The sequence below is a fragment of the Azospirillum mesophilum genome (assembly GCF_053470405.2).
Genome location: NZ_JBPXMQ020000027.1, coordinates 69807 through 86197 on the forward strand (window position 1 = coordinate 69807; position 16391 = coordinate 86197).

The following is a 16391-nucleotide window of genomic DNA, read 5'->3' on the forward strand; positions in this document are numbered from 1 at the left end:
ATGGAGAGCCTGATGCAGGCTCCTCCACAACCCAGCCCGCATCCGCCTGCTTGGGCCGAATGGAACGGCGCCGATGGGAATGCGTGCTGGCCGCCCTGCCGGTCCTGATCGTCCTGCTGGGGGGTGCGCTGATCGCCGCCGGCGTCTGGCTGACCGCCGACAGCCTGGAGCGGGAGCGCGCGGAGATCGTGCGGGCGAAGGAGGCGGACGCCGCCAATCTCGCGCGCGCTTTCGAGGAGAACATCCGGCAGACCGTGCGCCGCGTCGACCAGGCGCTGGTTCACATGCGCGACGAGTACACCGCGCATCCCGGCAGCTTCCTGGCGCGGGCGGAGAACTGGCAGAAGACGCTGTACGCCGATCTGGCCTTCCAGATCAGCGCCACCGACGCCGATGGCGTCCTGCGCTTTTCCAACCTGACCCTTCAGCGGGACCGCGTCGACCTCAGCGACCGCGAGCATTTCCAGGTGCACAAGCGCTCGGCGGACGACGCGCTGTTCATCGGAAAGCCGGTCCTCGGCCGGGTGTCCGGCAAATGGTCGATCCAGTTCACGCGGCGGATCAGCAAGCCCGACGGCTCCTTCGACGGCGTCATGGTGCTGTCCGTCCAGCCCGGCGACATCACCGGCTTCTACGGGACCAACGACCTGGGCGTGCAGGGGTCGATCATGCTGGTCGGCATGGACCGGGTGGTGCGCGCACGCGCCTCCGCGGTCGAGGCGCCGAAGCTGGGCGTCGGGGCCTATCTGGTGGACCGCCCCTATCTCGATCCGGCCCGGCCGCCTTCCGGAATCGTGTACCTGCAAAGCGAGATCGACGGGATCCTGCGCATCGTCGCCTACCGGCGCTTGAAGGATTATCCGCTGATCGCCATCGTGGCGCTCGGCGTGGAGGAAGCGCTGGCGCCCTTCGAGGAGCGCAAACAGACCGTCCTGACGGCGACCGCCGTCGTTGGCGCCGCCGGTCTGGGCGCGCTGCTGCTGATCGCCTGGCTGATCCGGATGCACCTGCTCCACACCCGGCGGCTGGAGGCGACGCAGCGCCTGCTGTCCGACACCGAGGAGCGCTGGCGGCTGGCGTTGGAGGCCGTCGGCGACGGCGTCTGGGACTGGAACGCCGAGACCGACGAGGTCTTCTTTTCCCGCGGCTGGAAGAGCATGCTGGGCTTCCGCGAGGATGAGCTGTCGAACCGGCTGGACGAATGGGAGCGACGGGTCCATCCCGAAGACCGGGGCGCCATCCAGGCCGACCTGAGCCGCCATCTGTCGGGCGAGACCCCCTACTACGCCAACGAGCACCGCGTCCTCTGCAAGGACGGGCGCTACAAATGGATCCTCGACCGCGGCGTCGTGGTGACGCGCAGGCCGGACGGCGCGCCCCTGCGCGTCGTCGGCACGCACACCGACATCACCCGGCTGAAGCAGGCCGAAGAGGCGGTGCGCACCTCCGCCGCCCGGCTGACCGCCATCCTGGACAGCGCGCCGCTCGGCATCGCCATCGTCGGGACGGACCGGCGGATGCAGATCGTCAACCCCAAGATGGAGCAGATCGTCCGGCGCGGCGCGGAGGAGTTGGTCGGCGCCACCACGCGCGTCCTCTACGAGGACGACGAGATGTTCGAGGAGATCGGCCGGCGGCTCTACACGGTGATGAACCGGGGCGGTCTGGTCCGGGAAGAGGTCCGCATGTGCCGCGGCGACGGGACGGCCTTCTGGGCGCGGATCGTCGGGCAGCGCGTGTCCATGGACGACTCCTCGCTCGGCATCGTCTGGGTGGTGGAGGACGTCACCGAACGCAAGGCCATGGAAAAGGCGCTGGAAGGCAGCCTGAAGTTCCAGCGCGTGCTGATCGACACCGTGCCCATCCCGATCTTCGTCAAGGACAGCCAGTGCCGCTACATCGACGCGAACGCCGCGTTCGAGCGGTGGGTCGGCATGGACCGCAAGCACCTGCGCGGCAAGACGGTGTTCGACATCGCCCGGCCCGAAGCCGCCCGCGCCTACGAGGAGGCCGACCGGGCACTGCTGGCCGCACCGCACAACCAGGTGTACGAGACGCGGGCGCGCGGGGCCGACGGCGTTGATCTCGACATCGAATTCTCCAAGGCCGTGTTCGTCGACGCCGCCGGCACGCCGGCCGGCATCGTCGGCGCCATGATCAACATCACCGAGCGCAAGAAGGCCGAGCAGGCATTGCGCGAGCGGCAGGAGCTGTTCGAGCGCATCTTCGTCGCCAATTCCGCCGTCAAGATGCTGGTCGACCCGGTGGAGGGCTGGATCGTCGACGCGAACCCGGCGGCGGCGGCCTTCTACGGCTATCCGCTCGACACGCTGCGCACCATGCGCATCTCCGACGTGAACGTCCTGTCGTCCGACGAGGTGAAGCGGGAGCTGGAGCGGGCAAGCCACGAGCAGCGCACCCATTTCCTGTTCCGCCACCGCCTCGCCTCCGGCGAGGTTCGCGACGTGGAGGTCTATTCCAGCCCCATCGAGGTCAACGGGCGGACGCTGCTGCTGTCGCTCGTCCACGACATCACGGAGCGGCGGCAGGCCGAAGCGGCGCTGCGCGGCAAGACGGCGGAACTGGAACGCTCCAACGCCGAGCTGGAGGCCTTCGCCTACGTCGCCTCCCACGACCTGCGCCAGCCCCTGCGCACCATCAACAGCTATCTGGCGCTGCTGCAGAAGGATCTGGACGGCACGCTCGACGAGGAAACCAACGAGTATATGGAGTTCGCCCGGCAGGGCGCGCAGCGCATGGACCGGCTGATCGTCGACCTGCTGGAATACAGCCGGGTGGGGCGCAAGACCCGGCCCTTCGCGCTGCACGCGGCGTCCGACATCCTCGCCGCCGCGCGCGACAATCTGGAGGCGGCCATCGCCGAGGCCCAGGCCACGGTGACGGTCGCGCCGGACCTGCCGGCGCTGTGGGGCGACGACAACGAGCTGGTGCGGCTGTTCCAGAACCTGATCGGCAACGCCGTGAAGTACCGGGCCGCCGACCGCCCGCCGGTCGTCCGCGTGGCCTGCGCCGCCGAGGAGGAGGGCTGGCACTTCACCGTCGCGGACAACGGCATCGGCATCGCGCCGGAGCATTTCGATCGCATCTTCGGCATCTTCCAACGCCTGCACAGCCGCGACCAGTATGACGGCACCGGCGTCGGGCTGGCCGTCTGCAAGAAGATCGTCGAGCATCACGGCGGCCGCGTCTGGGTCGAGTCCGAACCGGAGCGGGGAAGCACCTTCCACGTCGTCCTGCCGCGCCGGACAGGCGGCGACGCATGACCGGTCCCGCCCCGAAGAGCAGAAGCCGGTTCTGCCGGCCGGTCACCGCCGGCGCGATCGTGACCAGCGTGCTGCTGCTGGCCGGCGCCTGGGCCTGGGTCGACGGCATGCGCCTGCGCTCCGCCCTGGCCGAGGTCCGCGCCGGGACCACCATGACCGTCACCTCCTACGCCAGCAGCCTGGGAAGCGCGCTCGCCAAGCGGCTGGCCCTGGTGCGGGGGCTCGCCGCCTTCGTGACGGTGGAGGTGAACAAGGGCGACCTGGACGAGGAATTCGCGCCCTTCGCCGACGCGCTGCGCGCGTCCATGCCCGGCATCCGCAACATCTCCGCAGCCCCCGGCTTCGTGGTCCGCATGGTCAACCCGGTGGCCGGGAACGAGCGGGTGATGGGCAACGACCTGCTCAAGGACCCGCGCCCCGGCTTCCCCGAGACCGTGCGCCGCTCCATCGCGACCCGCGACGTGGCGACCCATGGGCCGCTGGAGCTGCTTCAGGGCGGCGTCGGGGTGATCGCCCGCCAGGGGATCATGCTGGACGGGCAGGGGCTCTGGGGCGCCGTCGGCGCGGTGTTCGACCTGCCGCCGATCCTGGAGGAGGCGAACCTGACGGCGCTGGAGGCGCGCTACGTCTACGCGGTGCGGCGGACCAACGGGCAGGTCTTCGCCGGCAACGGGGCGGTGTTCGGCATGGACCCGATCCTTCAGCGCATCCACGTCCCGGACGGCGACTGGGAACTGGCGGTGGCACCGGCCGAGGGGTGGAAGGCGGCGGCGCGCGACCGTGCCGACCGCGTGCCGGTGGCTGTGGCCTTTCTGGGCGTCGGGCTGCTGGTGATCACCATCATTCTGCTGCTGACGGAACGGCGCGCGACGCTGGAGCGGCTGGTTGAGCAGCGCACCGCCGAACTGGACCTCGCCCGCCGCGACGCCGACCGCAAGGCCGACCAGTTGGCGCTCGCCCAGCGGGAACTGGAGCAGTTCGCCTTCGCCGCCGCCCACGACCTCCAGGAGCCGGTCCGCGCGATGGGCAGCTACGCCCAGCTGCTGCAACGGGAGATCGGCGCCAGCCTGGACGAGGAACGCTCCGCCCTGCTGGCCCAGGTGGTGGAGGGCGCGCGGCGGCTGAAGGCGCTGCTGCGCGACGTGCAGATCTTCATCGCCGAGAACGCCATCCCGCTGCCGGACCGGCCGGTGCCGGCCGACGACGCCCTGGACCAGGCGCTCGATGCGCTGGCGGCCAAGGTGGAGGCGGCGGAGGCCACGATCACGCGCGACCCGCTGCCCGCGGTGATGGCCGACGAGCGGCGCCTGCGGGAGATCTTCGCGGCGCTGATCGGCAACGCGCTGGAATACCGCCACCCGGACCGCCCGCCGGAGATCCATGTGGGCGCGCGGCGCGACGGGGCGGCCGAGCTGCTGACGGTCCAGGACAATGGCATCGGGATCGAACCGCGCTATCATGAGCAAATCTTCCAGGTGTTCCGCCGGCTGCACGGCCGCGAGGATCATCCGGGGACCGGCATGGGGCTGGCCATCGCCCGCAAGATGGCCGAACGGCTCGGCGGCGGCATCGCCGTCGCGTCCGAACCCGGCCGGGGCAGCACCTTTTCCGTATGCCTGCCGGCCGTCGGCACCGGGTCCAGCCAGGGATTCACGACATGAGCATCGTCCCGAACGCGCCCTTCCACATCCTGCTGGTCGAGGACGACCCGGCCGACGCCGGCCTTGCCAAGCGGGCCATCCGCGAAGGGCGCATCCTGTGCGACGTGCACCACGCCGTGGACGGGGTGGAGGCGCTGGCCTACCTGCGGCGGGAAGGGGAGCGCTACGCCGCGGCGCGGCGGCCGGACCTCATCCTGCTCGACCTCAACATGCCGCGGCTGGACGGGCGCGGGGTGCTGGCGGCGATCAAACAGGACCCCGACCTGCGGGGAATCCCCGTGGTCGTGCTGACCACCTCCGATGTCGAGCGCGACGTGGAGATGATCTACCGGCTGGGCGCCAACAGCTTCATCACCAAGCCGCTGGACCTGCAGGAGTTCTTCAATGTGGTCAGCGGGCTGGAGAACTACTGGTTCAACATCGTGAAGCTGCCGAAGTGACGCTCCCGCACCCCCTCGCCCGCCTCCGGCTCTCAGCGAATGCCGAAGGCATTCGCCTGACGCCGTCAGCGCAAGCTTCGCTTGCGCGAGAGGCGGGAGAGGGAGGGACCCACCGTGAAGCGGTGGGAGGGTGAGGGCAAGGCCTGCCCGAGAATCCAGGGAATGTGGACCAGGGGTTCTCGGCAAAACCTTGCCCTCACCCTCCCGCCTTCGGCGGGCCCCTCCCTCCTCCCATCGGGGATGGGCGAGGGGATTTTTTGGGTCAGCGCCTATGCGCGTCAGTGGGGGAGGCTTTGCAGGTAGGCGATCACGTCGTCGATCTCCGCGCGGGACAGGTTGAGGTCCGGCATCGGGGGGTGGGGCGAGGTCAGCCACTGCCGAAGCCAGTCCGGCCCGCGTCGCGGGTCGCGCGCGATGCTCGCCAGCGTCGGCACGGCGTCGGTGCCGCGGGTGCCGGTTTGCCCGGCGGAGGTCTGCCCGGACCCGCTCTCCACCACATGGCAGGAGGTGCACCAGCGGTCGGCGATGCGGCGGCCGGCCACGGGGTCCGCCGCCTGGGCGGCCGTGGTCAGGGCGGCCGTGGCCAGGGCGGACGTGGCCAGGGGCAGCAGCGCCAGCAGCATCGCCGCCCCGAAGGGTCCCGCTTTCATTGGGGGGCTCCTTTCAAGCTCATCAGGTAGGCGACGATGTCGTCGGTCTCCTCCTCGGTCAGGCGGATGTTGGGCATGACCGGGTGGGATGTCCGCAGGTAGCTGCGCAGCGCCATTTCGGTGACGCCGGGGTCGCGCACCCGTTCGGTGAGGTCCGGGGCGACGGTGTCCTCCGCCATCGCCGGCGGCTTGGGCGTCCGGTCCCGCGAGACACGGTGGCATTCCCCGCAGATTTCCTGGGCCAGCTGGCGCCCGTAGCCGGGGCTGCCCGGACCGTCCGTCGCCACGTGGGCCGTCGCCGCGTGGGCCGTCGCCGCGTGGGCCGGGAGCGCCGCCGTCATGGCGGCGGCGAAGAAGGCCGCGCGGCGGACGGAGCGGCGGCGGTCGGCGGATGGCCGATTGCGGAAGAGGGGGCCGGCTTCACCACGCATCGTGACGCCTCCGCTCGATGAACCGATCGCTTCGCGGGAACGCGAGACCGGATCCACGCCGACGTATGCTAGGCCGGTGCAAGCCATCCCGTCCATCCCACCGAGGGGGTAGGCTATCGGCATCAGCCACGCACGCGACCGCTGCCCGAAAACTGTGCGGCGCGACCATGCCGTTCCATAATAAAGATGCTTTAGTCCAAATTGATGCCTGTAACAGGCCTAGAAAAACGGTCTATAAATTTCGCCGAGCCCATGACCTGGGCCATAACCGTGGGCCGTGGAGGCTTGGTTCTATTCTCTCAGCAGGGATCCGGAATCACCGATATGGATGGCTATGGTCTGCCGGCTCGATATCGCGGCACACCGGCCTGCTCCGCGCCTGACGGGAACAGGGGCGGAGGGGCGGCGCGTCCGCAGAATCCGCCGGGCGACGCCGGGCGGATCGCCGTCCTGCTGATCGACGACCGGGTCCTGTTCGGCGAAAGCCTCGCCATGGCGATGAACGCGCAGGCATCCGATCTCGCGGTGACGCATTGGCGGAGCGCCGATGTGCTGGCAAATCTGCCCTTGGTGCTGCGGGGGCCGGACGTGGTGCTGGTCTGCATCGGGCGGGCTAGCCTGTCCCGGGGATCGGCGAACCGCCTGATCCGCGCGCTGGCCGCCGAACCGGGCCATCCGCCGGTTGCCGTCCTGTCGGACGCGGCCGGCCGGGCCATGGTTCGGGCCGGCGTGCGCATCGGTCTGCGGGGGGTGGTGTCGGGATTGGCTCCGCTGAGCACGGTAATCGGGGCGCTCCGGCAAATTCACCAGGGCGCCACCGTCATCCCGAGCCTTCAGCGTTGATGCAGGCGAATCATTGTTCTGCGTCCTGCAGGGTCCGATAGACCGCTTGCGTCCGGTTGGTCGCGCCAAGCTTTTTCAGGATGCTGCGCACATGGACCTTGACCGTGCTTTCCCGCATGCCGAGTTCGTGCGCGATGACCTTGTTCGGCTTCCCTTCGCGCAGGCACTTCATCACGGAACGCTGGCGCGGCGTCAGCCCGTTCCGGCCGGTGTCGACGGTGAGCAGCGGGGGCCTCACGGCGTCTGGCTGCTCCGGCAGCACCACCTGCTCCTGCATCATCCGGTGCAGAAAGGTGGTTGAAACGAAGGTGCCGCCGGCGGCGACGAGGCGCAACGCTCCCAGCGCCACGGACAGGCCGACGCTGGTCGGGACATGGCCGCGCGCCCCGAACCGGAAGACCGCCAGGACGGTTTCGGCATCGTCGCGGTCCGAAAAGACGATCAGCGGCACACGCCCAAGGACGTCGGCCAAGCCCCGCAGCCTCGATGCGAAGGCCGCATCGCCGGGGGGCAAGCCGGAGAGGTTGCACAACGCCACGTCCGGCGGCGCGCCGCCGTGCAGGATCGCGGTCGCTTCGGCCAGTGTCGCGGCGGTCAGCACGCGCAGTCCGCGGTCGCAGAGCGTGATGCCGACCGACAGGCATTCGCGGGTCAGCGGCATCTCGTCGAACAGGAGAACGGTGATGTCCTGAACCTCGCGCGGCAGTCCCGCGCCGCGTGGTTCAAAAGCCTCCGGCGCCGGGAGTGAGCCTCGGTGCGAGAACATGAACAATTCCTCCTGATAAGGGCGCCAAGGCTTCTTCGCCGGCCATGTGGCCCTTCGTTCCGATGAGTTCATCAGTATTGGGCGGAGTCTCGGACGAGTGACTGCGCTGTTATTTTCTCGGTGTTCGGGGCGGTCCTTTGCTTTACATCTTTCGAGGCCTTGTATCGATGGTATAGCATCTTACCGCCCGGCTTCCGTCAATGGAAAACAAGACAAGAAAAAAGCGTGTAGTTATTAACTCCATACTCCCAAATTAGTAAGTGTTGCGGAGATATTGCGGGCTGTGGTTCAAAGGAAATTGGCCGGATCATTTGGCTTAAAACGGAGTGATGGGGCGATTGGACGCGTGGGCGGAGCGCCTGGCGCGGACGGGTGCCCTGTTCGGGCCGACCGCGCGCGGAGCGCCGTCCGGCCGCTTGCCAAGGCCGATCGGCCGAAAGAGAAGAGGGGATCGTGGCTTAATCATTTTGAATAAGGTCTTTTACTTAATTCGTTGCTCTCTATAGTCAGTAATGGGAGAAGGATAATGGATAATCGCTAAGGAACCGTCTTGACCACAAGGGGGTTGTTTGGTAGCAACAGGTGTCAGCACAAAATATCGTATGTGGTTGTATTGCTACGATTTCTATAATAAGCCGAGGATGGAAGCCCGGGACGTGATGGGCGCGGCGCAAGGACGGTGTGTTCGTTCGCAGGCGCACCCCTCGGCGCGCGAAGTCAGCGTGCAGTTTCTTCGTGGCGGATCGCATCCAGGCATAGTGTTCCCAGATGGGGGGAGTGCAATGAGTGGTAACAGCCAGCTCGATATCGAGCTGATGCGGAATTGGATCGAAAAGAACACCGCCGCAGCCCGTGTCGTGCGTGACGACGAAGATCTCTTCGAGTCGCAAGTCCTCGACTCGTTTTCATTCATTCAGTTCATTTACTTCCTGGAAGAAATGCTGGATCAGGAAATTGTTCTCGATGAGAACATCGCGAACAATTTCCGGACACTGAACGCCATCTGCCTTCACTACGGCACGAGCAACACGGCCGAGGCCGGGGTCGGGTAGGACCCGCAGGGAAGCGGACGGAACGGGACTGGACGTCGACCAACCGCGGGAAGGCCCGGCGCCGAACCGCCGGGTCCTCGGCACGGGAGGGTATCCGCATATGAACGTGCTTCTGCACGAAAAGGTCGCACACACCGCACTCATCCATCCGCACAGGACCGCCCTGGTAACGGCGAACGAGCGCGTCTCGTACGCCGACCTGCAAGGGGCGGCGAACCGCATCGCGAGGCTGCTTCGCGAGGCCGGGTGCCGCGACGGCGATCGCGTCGCCCTGCTGCTTCCAAAATCGCCGGACGCCATCGTGGCGATGCTCGGCTGCCTCAACGCGCGCTGCCTGTATGTCCCGGTGGACATCCAGAATCCGGTCGCGCGCGCTGCCCGCATCATCGACGCCTGCCGACCCCGCGTCATCCTGGCGACCGACACGTCGGCCCCGCTTCTGGCGGAGATCGTCGCGGTCAGCCCGGCCGCGCAGGCGGCGACGCTCGGCTGGCTCGGGCGCGAGAGACCGGAGGTCCCGGGGCTGTCCTTCGCCCTGGGGGCGCCGGACGCCGCCGCGCAGCCGGACACGCCGCTCTCCCTTTCCGGCGATCCGGAGCCGCGGGCGCACATCCTCTTCACCTCCGGCTCGACCGGACAGCCGAAGGGCGTGGTCATCCGGCACAGCAGCGTCTGCACCTTCGTGGACTGGGCGGTCGGCTATTTCGGCATCACCGCGGATGACCGCCTGTCCGGGCACGCGCCGCTGCATTTCGACCTGTCCACCTTCGACATCTTCGGGGCCCTCACCACCGGCGCCGAACTCCATCCGGTGCCGCAGGACCTGATCGTCCTGCCCGCCCGGCTGGCCGCCTTCATCCGCGACCGCGAACTGACCCAGTGGTTCTCGGTCCCGTCGGTGCTGAACTACATGGCACGGATGAACGCCGTCCGGCCCGACGACTTCCCGTCGCTGAAGCGCGTCCTGTGGTGCGGGGAGGTGCTGCCCACGCCGATCCTCATCCATTGGATGAAGCGCCTGCCGCACGTCCGCTTCACGAACCTCTACGGCCCGACCGAGGCGACCATTGCGTCGAGCTACCACACGGTGGAGCGCTGCCCCGAAGATCCGGGCGTGCCCGTCCCCATCGGCGTCCCTTGCGGGGGCGAGCGGCTGTATGTGCTGGCCGACGACGGGCAGCCGACGCCTCCCGGCGAGATCGGCCATCTGTTCATCGCCGGCGCCGGCCTTGCGGAGGGCTATTGGGAGGACCCGGAGAAGACCGCGGCGGCCTTCGTTCCGGAGCATGGCGGAACGGGCGGGTTGATGTACCGCACCGGGGATCTCGCCCGCATGGACGCGGACGGGATCGTGCATTTCGTCGGCCGGGCGGACACCCAGGTGAAGAGCCGCGGCTACCGGATCGAGCTGGGCGAGATCGAGGCGGCGCTGGGCATCGTGGAGGGGCTGAAGGAATACGCGGTGGTGGCCGTCGAACGTGGGGAGTTCGAGGGAGCGACCATCTGCTGCGCCTACGTCCCGAACGCCGGGGTGGACATACCGCCGGCCGAACTGCGCACCCGCCTGTCGGCCCGGCTTCCTTCCTACATGATTCCCATGCAGTGGGCCGTGCTCGACGTGCTGCCCAAGAACGCCAACGGCAAGATCGACCGGCCGCTGCTGCGCGACACGGTCTTCGCCGGCCGGAAGCGAGAATTGACCGGATAAGAACGGTGCCCCGTTCCGTCAAACCAGGCCTGCCGCGCCCGATGGTGCGGCAGGCCTTTTTTGCGCCGGCGTCCAGGCGCCGTTGCGGCCCTGACGGACAACACCGACGCCCGGCGTCCCTGTGCGGGGCGCCGGGCGCGCGATGGGCGGGAGCGGTGGGGATCAGATCGGCAGGACGACGATTTCGGAATAGAGGTTGTCGATGTGCTCGCGCGTCACGGTGCGGGACCGGAAGAAGCCCTTCCGCTTCAGGCCGTAGCCGAGGGGCACGGCCTTGCCGAACAGCCGGCGGCTGCAGGAGATCAGCAGCGTCTTCTGCAGCGGCATCAGCCGCCAGCCGATCGCCTCGATGTGGTCGGACAGGAAGTCCGGATCGCTGGCGTGGAGGATTTCGGAGACCGGAACGTTGAACCGCTTGCGCCGCTTGACGATCAACAGGCAGCGCCGGTCGCCGCGCCGCGCCAGCACCGGGACGCAGCCGTAGGGCAGATGGTCGTCGAGGATCTGGCGCTGCGCCTCGTCGAGCTGCGGGCGGATGCGGGCGGGATCCGTCTCGAAGCGCAGGAAGCCGCGCGCCAGCCCACGCAGGTTGGCGACGGGCGGGATGAACATCCGCTCGGTGTCGAGCAGGGTCAGCCCGGCCTTTTCCATGATCTTGCACACGATCGGGCAGGGCGTCAGGCAGGTGATCGTCGTGTCCCGCTGCCGCGCGGACGCCATGATCAGCAGCGGCGTCATCGCCCGGTAGGCGGAGTCCACGCAGAGCGAGGTCAGGTTGCAGAACCGTTCGACCCGCCCGTCGATGATCCGGTCGGAATACAGCATCCCGACGAAGCCGACGATGCTGCCCTGGGCGTCGATGACCAGCCCGTGGTTGGACGAGCTTCCGGTCCACTGGTACTTGAACAGCCTTTGCCATTCGTCGCGCGTGAGCCGGTCGAAATGCCGCCCGACCAGATCGCAGATCGCGTCGAAATCCCGCGGCTCGACCGCTCTGATCCGGGCGCCTCTGGTCGACGTGGTCGACGTGGTGACCGGCGCGGCTTTCACTTCATCGAGCATTCCATAACTCCCGCTGGCCTACAGCTTCCGCTGGCCTTTGACCGACCATTGTCCAAACGGCGGTGCCATCGCCGTCGTGACGGTGTGGTTGCAAGTGTGTGTTGCGCGCGCATAAGCATTTGCGGTGAGGCCGGGCGCGATACCCGCACTTCGGGTCACGCCGCAAGCCGCTGCACCAAAAGGCAAAATGAGAGTGGTGCTGCAATGCGACGCTTGCAAATCCACAAAAAGGCTGAACCCCCTCTGGTGCAGTCATGCCCGTTCGCCGAGTGTGGCGCGGATGTCGCGCCGCGGCGGCGAAATGGCGCTATGCCGATCGATTCATCGAGAGGGGGATGCACGTCCCCCAACAAAACCGGCGGTAAGCCCCCTGCGTCATCCGCCCCGAGGCCGCGGGTCGGGTATGAACGGACGACACACAGATCCAGACATTTTCGAAACGACAGCTTCGAAACGACAGCGGTTGGCCAATTAAGGGGACTGGCGAATGGAAAAGCGCATCATTCCCGTGTTGTTGTCGGGCGGTGCCGGCGTGCGGCTCTGGCCCATGTCGCGCGAACTGTACCCGAAGCAGCTGCTCAAGCTCTGCACCGACAAGACGATGTTGCAGGACACGGCGCTGCGCGTGGCGGAGGGCGTCCACTACGCCGCCCCCATCGTCGTCTGCAACCACGAGCACCGCTTCCTGATCGCGGAGCAGCTGCGCGAGATCGGGGTGAAGCCCTCGGCCATCGTGCTGGAACCCCTCGCCCGCAATACGGCGGCGGCCTGCGCCGTGGCGGCCCTGCGCGCGCTGGAGACCGCGCCCGACGCGCTGATCCTGGTGCTTCCCGCCGACCACCTGATCCGTGACGTGGGCGCTTTCGCCGAGGCGGTGGAGCGCGCGGCCCCGGCGGCCGCGGCCGGGAATCTGGTCACCTTCGGCATCACGCCGACGGCGCCGGAAACCGGATACGGCTACATCCGGCGCGGCTCCGCCTTCGCCGACCCGCCGGGCGTCCACCGTGTCGCCGCCTTCGTCGAGAAGCCGAACCGAGCGGTCGCGGAGCGCTACGTGGCGGAGGGCGAGCATCTGTGGAACAGCGGCATCTTCCTGTTCCCGGCCGCCACGCTGGTCGAGGAACTGGCGCGCCACGCCCCCACGGTGCTGAGCGCCGCCCGCGCCGCGCTGGAGCAGGGCAAGGCCGACCTGGACTTCTTCCGCCTGGATGAGGAGGCCTTCGCGCGGGCGCCGTCGGTGTCCATCGACAACGCGGTCATGGAGCAGACCGACAACGCCGTCGTGGTGCCCTGCGACATCGGCTGGGCCGATGTCGGCGGCTGGGGCGCGCTGTGGCAGGTCGGGGAAAAGGACGGCGACGGAAACCTGCTGCAGGGCGACGTGGCGACGCACGACGCTCACAACTGCTACGTCCGCAGCGAGGAAGGGCAGCTGACCGCCGTGGTCGGGCTGGACGACGTGGTGGTGGTCAGCACCGCCGACGCGGTTCTGGTCGCCGCGCGCGACAAGGTGCAGGACGTGAAGGCCCTGGTCGAACGCCTGCGCCGCGACGGCCGTAAGGAGCCGGTGACGCACCGCCATGTGCACCGGCCCTGGGGCTCGTTCCAGTCCATCCACGCGGGCGAGCGCTTCCAGGTCAAGTGCCTGACGGTCACGCCCGGTTCCCGCCTGTCGCTGCAGAAGCACTATCATCGCGCCGAGCATTGGGTCGTGGTGCAGGGCACCGCGCTGGTCACCCGTGGCGACGAAGAACTGCTCGTCTACGAGAACCAGTCCGTCTATCTGCCGATGGGCACGGTCCACCGGCTGGAGAATCCCGGCAAGGTGCCACTGCACTTGATCGAGGTGCAGTCCGGCTCCTACCTCGGCGAGGACGACATCGTCCGCATCGAGGACACCTACGGGCGGAGCTGACCCGACGAGACTCGATCAGGCCGGCCGGGCCGAACCGGCCGGCGACAGACGATGGGGGAGGCGGTGCAGGCCGGCAGTCAAACGCCGGTCCTGCGCCGCCTCCCCCTTTTTTGCAGGGCCGGTGTAAAAGAATTGGACACCCTTGCCCGGTATCGTTCCAGTCGTCACCGTGAATAGTCCGGAACAGGTGCGGAGCCCTTACAATCTCTTGATTTCTGGCGGTCGGCGAAGGGCTGCTGCGCTGCACGATGAGGGGGCGGAATACGGGGAAATGCCCAACCTTTGTCCTATGACCGCACCGCTTCTTGTCATAGGACAACGTCGCCGAAAATTTTATATGAATGTTGCGGAACGAGCACACCCCCCCCCCACGGGGTCCTCGAAAAGCGCAAAATCAGTAAGTTGAGGTAAAATCATGGCTGTCGATCTTTCCAAGTACAAGCTTGCCTTCGATGACGAATTCAACACGTTCAAGCAGTATGACGGCAAGTCTGGCTGGGATACGACTTACCCCTGGGGTGCCCGCACCAACAGCTCGACTGGCGAAGTCCAGGCCTATATGGACGACAACGTTGTCGGCGACCCGTTCAGCGTCAACAACGGCGTGCTGACCATCACCGCCAAGCCGACGCCGTCGGGTGCCAACACGGGGCAGCCCTACACCTCGGGCATGATCACCACCTACGACACCTTCCACGCCAACTCGGGCTATTTCGAGATGCGCGCCCAGATGCCGGAAGGCAAGGGTCTGTGGCCGGCCTTCTGGCTGCTGCCGACCGACAAGAGCTGGCCGCCGGAAATCGACATCTTCGAGCAGCTGGGCGACGAGGCCGGCCACGTCTACCAGACGCCGCATGGCGGCCCGAACGACGGCCAGTCCACGGTCTACAACGTCGACACCACCCAATGGCACACCTACGGCCTGGAGTGGACCGGCAGCAAGATCACCTGGTACGTTGACGGCACCGCCACCCGCACGGTCGACAACTTCATCAACAAGCCGATGTACATCCTGGCCAACCTGGCGGTTGGCGGCAACTGGCCGGGCCTGCCGGACGGCAGCACCCAGTGGCCGGCGCACATGAACATCGACTACGTCCGCGGCTACATCCCGACCGGGGACAACAGCTACCCGGCCCTGCCGGCCCCAGGCTCCTCGACGGGTGGCTCCTCGACCGGTGGCACCACGACTCCGCCGGCCCCGACGCCGACGACCCCGACCACCAGCACGGGCACCTCGACCATCACGGTCAACGCCCAGGGCAACCCGGCCGGCGGCACGAACGCGCACTTCAACCTGCTGGTCGACGGCAAGAAGATCGGTGAGGGCGTCGCCGGCACCACGGCCAAGGACTTCACCTTCACCACCAGCGTCACCCAGGACGCCCACAAGGTGCAGGTGCAGTACGACAACGACGCTTATGTCAACGGCCAGGACCGCAACCTGATCGTCAACAAGGTGACGATCAACGGCCACGCCGTGAACCCGACCGACGGCAACGTCACCTACGACAAGGGCGCGCTGGACGGTCAGAACGTCTCCGCCGGCCAGTCGGGCATGTGGTGGAACGGCACGCTGGTGGTCGGCGCCGACAAGTCCTACTTCGGCGGCACCACGACGCCGACGACCGGCTCGTCGAGCGTCACGGTCAACGCCCAGGGCAACCCGGCCGGTGGCACCAACGCGCACTTCAACCTGCTGATCGACGGCAAGAAGGTCGGTGAGGGCTTTGCCGGCACCACGGCGAAGGACTTCACCTTCAACACCAGCACCACGCTGGACGCCGGCCACAAGGTGCAGGTGCAGTACGACAACGACGCCACCATCAACGGCCAGGACCGCAACCTGATCGTGAACAAGGTGACGATTAACGGTCACGGGGTCACCCCGACGGCCACCAACGTCACCTACGACAAGGGCGCGCTGGACGGTGTCGACGTGGTGAAGGGCCAGTCGGGCATGTGGTGGAACGGCACGCTGGTCGTCAACGCCGACAAGACCTTCTTCCCGGCGGCGAAGACGGCCTCCACGCTCAGCGCGGATGTGCAGCCGGAACTGCTGCAGCATGTGGTGTCGCAGCACGCCCAGCAGCACGCTGCGGACGCCCATGCGGCCCATACGAACCACGCGGCGGCCGCCGCGGTGGACGCCACCGCCCACCTGTACGATGCCAGCCACCACGACCACCACATGGTCGACCCGCTGCATCACCTCGAACTGGCCGCCTGATCGGGCTGAGCCGACTCGGGAAGCGAGTGGAAACGACGAGGGCGGCGCGAAAGCGCCGCCCTTTTCGCTGTTGTGGGGATCCGTTGTGATTGAAGCGGATTTCAATCCGCTTTGGACCGCGACGGCGGACCCGGCCGCCCATGCGGCCGAAGCCCGGCCTATCGCGGGAACTCTGTTCCCGCTGGCGGCAGGCGGATGCCACAGGCATCCGCTGAGAGCCGGCGAGTGAGGCCGTTTGAGCCTAAATGGTGCATCCGCTAAATTAAGGCGACCTTTGGGAGGGCGGCGACCCCGAATTGTTTTGACGCCCGGTGGCGCCGTCGGCGCCCCCAGATAAACGGGTGCTTAT

General features: G+C 67.6%; 12 protein-coding genes. 8 read left to right on the forward strand and 4 right to left on the reverse strand.

Annotated elements, in window-relative coordinates:
• Window positions 1-59 precede the first annotated feature (59 nt).
• Genes ACSVC7_RS22710 through ACSVC7_RS22720 form a run of 3 tightly spaced genes read left to right on the forward strand, consistent with a single transcriptional unit; the run spans window position 60 to window position 5385 of the window.
• Complete coding sequence (locus tag ACSVC7_RS22710) at window positions 60-3284, forward strand: PAS domain S-box protein (RefSeq protein WP_448206899.1); 3225 nt, start codon at window positions 60-62, stop codon at window positions 3282-3284.
• The gene (locus ACSVC7_RS22715) at window positions 3281-4945 is read left to right on the forward strand and encodes a sensor histidine kinase (RefSeq protein WP_448206898.1); all 1665 of its coding nucleotides are present in this window, start codon (window positions 3281-3283) and stop codon (window positions 4943-4945) included. Before ACSVC7_RS22710 ends, ACSVC7_RS22715 begins: the two co-directional genes overlap by 4 nt.
• Window positions 4942-5385 (forward strand): response regulator, encoded by a 444-nt coding sequence (locus ACSVC7_RS22720; RefSeq protein WP_448206897.1) that lies wholly within the window; start codon window positions 4942-4944, stop codon window positions 5383-5385. Before ACSVC7_RS22715 ends, ACSVC7_RS22720 begins: the two co-directional genes overlap by 4 nt.
• Window positions 5386-5663: 278 nt before the next feature.
• Here ACSVC7_RS22720 and ACSVC7_RS22725 read toward each other — a convergent pair whose 3' ends face one another.
• Together ACSVC7_RS22725 and ACSVC7_RS22730 are read right to left on the reverse strand one after the other, a co-directional pair.
• Window positions 5664-6035: a c-type cytochrome gene (locus tag ACSVC7_RS22725; RefSeq protein ID WP_448206896.1), complete on the reverse strand. Its 372-nt coding sequence runs from the start codon at window positions 6033-6035 to the stop codon at window positions 5664-5666.
• Entirely contained in the window at window positions 6032-6466 is a 435-nt protein-coding gene (locus ACSVC7_RS22730; RefSeq protein WP_448206895.1) for a c-type cytochrome, read from the reverse strand. Before ACSVC7_RS22730 ends, ACSVC7_RS22725 begins: the two co-directional genes overlap by 4 nt.
• 324 nt (window positions 6467-6790) lie before the next feature.
• Here ACSVC7_RS22730 and ACSVC7_RS22735 point away from each other — a divergent pair, with 324 nt between their 5' ends.
• Window positions 6791-7309, forward strand: coding sequence for a response regulator (locus ACSVC7_RS22735; RefSeq protein ID WP_448206894.1), 519 nt, complete (start codon window positions 6791-6793; stop codon window positions 7307-7309).
• A gap of 10 nt (window positions 7310-7319) precedes the next feature.
• On the opposite strand, the gene ACSVC7_RS22740 is transcribed toward ACSVC7_RS22735, so the two are convergent.
• Entirely contained in the window at window positions 7320-8075 is a 756-nt protein-coding gene (locus ACSVC7_RS22740) for a LuxR C-terminal-related transcriptional regulator (protein ID WP_448206893.1), read from the reverse strand.
• Between the two features lie 641 nt (window positions 8076-8716).
• On the opposite strand from ACSVC7_RS22740, the gene ACSVC7_RS22745 reads away from it, so the two are divergent.
• Complete coding sequence (locus ACSVC7_RS22745; RefSeq protein WP_448206892.1) at window positions 8717-9127, forward strand: hypothetical protein; 411 nt, start codon at window positions 8717-8719, stop codon at window positions 9125-9127.
• Between the two features lie 100 nt (window positions 9128-9227).
• Window positions 9228-10835 (forward strand): amino acid adenylation domain-containing protein, encoded by a 1608-nt coding sequence (locus ACSVC7_RS22750; RefSeq protein WP_448206891.1) that lies wholly within the window; start codon window positions 9228-9230, stop codon window positions 10833-10835.
• A 162-nt stretch (window positions 10836-10997) separates the two neighbouring features.
• Here ACSVC7_RS22750 and ACSVC7_RS22755 read toward each other — a convergent pair whose 3' ends face one another.
• Entirely contained in the window at window positions 10998-11897 is a 900-nt protein-coding gene (locus ACSVC7_RS22755; protein ID WP_448206890.1) for a GNAT family N-acetyltransferase, read from the reverse strand.
• A gap of 487 nt (window positions 11898-12384) precedes the next feature.
• Between ACSVC7_RS22755 and ACSVC7_RS22760 the strand changes: the two genes are divergently transcribed.
• On the forward strand, window positions 12385-13812 hold the full coding sequence (locus ACSVC7_RS22760) for a mannose-1-phosphate guanylyltransferase/mannose-6-phosphate isomerase (protein WP_448206889.1): 1428 nt from the start codon (window positions 12385-12387) through the stop codon (window positions 13810-13812).
• 415 nt (window positions 13813-14227) lie between these two features.
• Window positions 14228-16042, forward strand: a complete 1815-nt coding sequence (locus ACSVC7_RS22765; protein ID WP_483508675.1) for a carbohydrate-binding domain-containing protein — start codon at window positions 14228-14230, stop codon at window positions 16040-16042.
• Window positions 16043-16391 lie beyond the last annotated feature (349 nt).

Bases quoted from the DNA above. Each gene is read 5' to 3' on its own strand.
- ACSVC7_RS22710 (WP_448206899.1), top strand. From the start codon at position 60: ATGGAACGGCGCCGATGGGAATGCGTGCTGGCCGCCCTGCCGGTCCTG.
- ACSVC7_RS22745 (WP_448206892.1), top strand. From the start codon at position 8,717: ATGGAAGCCCGGGACGTGATGGGCGCGGCGCAAGGACGGTGTGTTCGT.
- ACSVC7_RS22735 (WP_448206894.1), top strand. From the start codon at position 6,791: ATGGATGGCTATGGTCTGCCGGCTCGATATCGCGGCACACCGGCCTGC.
- ACSVC7_RS22740 (WP_448206893.1), bottom strand. From the start codon at position 8,075: ATGTTCTCGCACCGAGGCTCACTCCCGGCGCCGGAGGCTTTTGAACCA.
- ACSVC7_RS22750 (WP_448206891.1), top strand. From the start codon at position 9,228: ATGAACGTGCTTCTGCACGAAAAGGTCGCACACACCGCACTCATCCAT.
- ACSVC7_RS22760 (WP_448206889.1), top strand. From the start codon at position 12,385: ATGGAAAAGCGCATCATTCCCGTGTTGTTGTCGGGCGGTGCCGGCGTG.
- ACSVC7_RS22720 (WP_448206897.1), top strand. From the start codon at position 4,942: ATGAGCATCGTCCCGAACGCGCCCTTCCACATCCTGCTGGTCGAGGAC.
- ACSVC7_RS22715 (WP_448206898.1), top strand. From the start codon at position 3,281: ATGACCGGTCCCGCCCCGAAGAGCAGAAGCCGGTTCTGCCGGCCGGTC.
- ACSVC7_RS22755 (WP_448206890.1), bottom strand. From the start codon at position 11,897: ATGCTCGATGAAGTGAAAGCCGCGCCGGTCACCACGTCGACCACGTCG.
- ACSVC7_RS22725 (WP_448206896.1), bottom strand. From the start codon at position 6,035: ATGAAAGCGGGACCCTTCGGGGCGGCGATGCTGCTGGCGCTGCTGCCC.
- ACSVC7_RS22765 (WP_483508675.1), top strand. From the start codon at position 14,228: ATGGCTGTCGATCTTTCCAAGTACAAGCTTGCCTTCGATGACGAATTC.
- ACSVC7_RS22730 (WP_448206895.1), bottom strand. From the start codon at position 6,466: ATGCGTGGTGAAGCCGGCCCCCTCTTCCGCAATCGGCCATCCGCCGAC.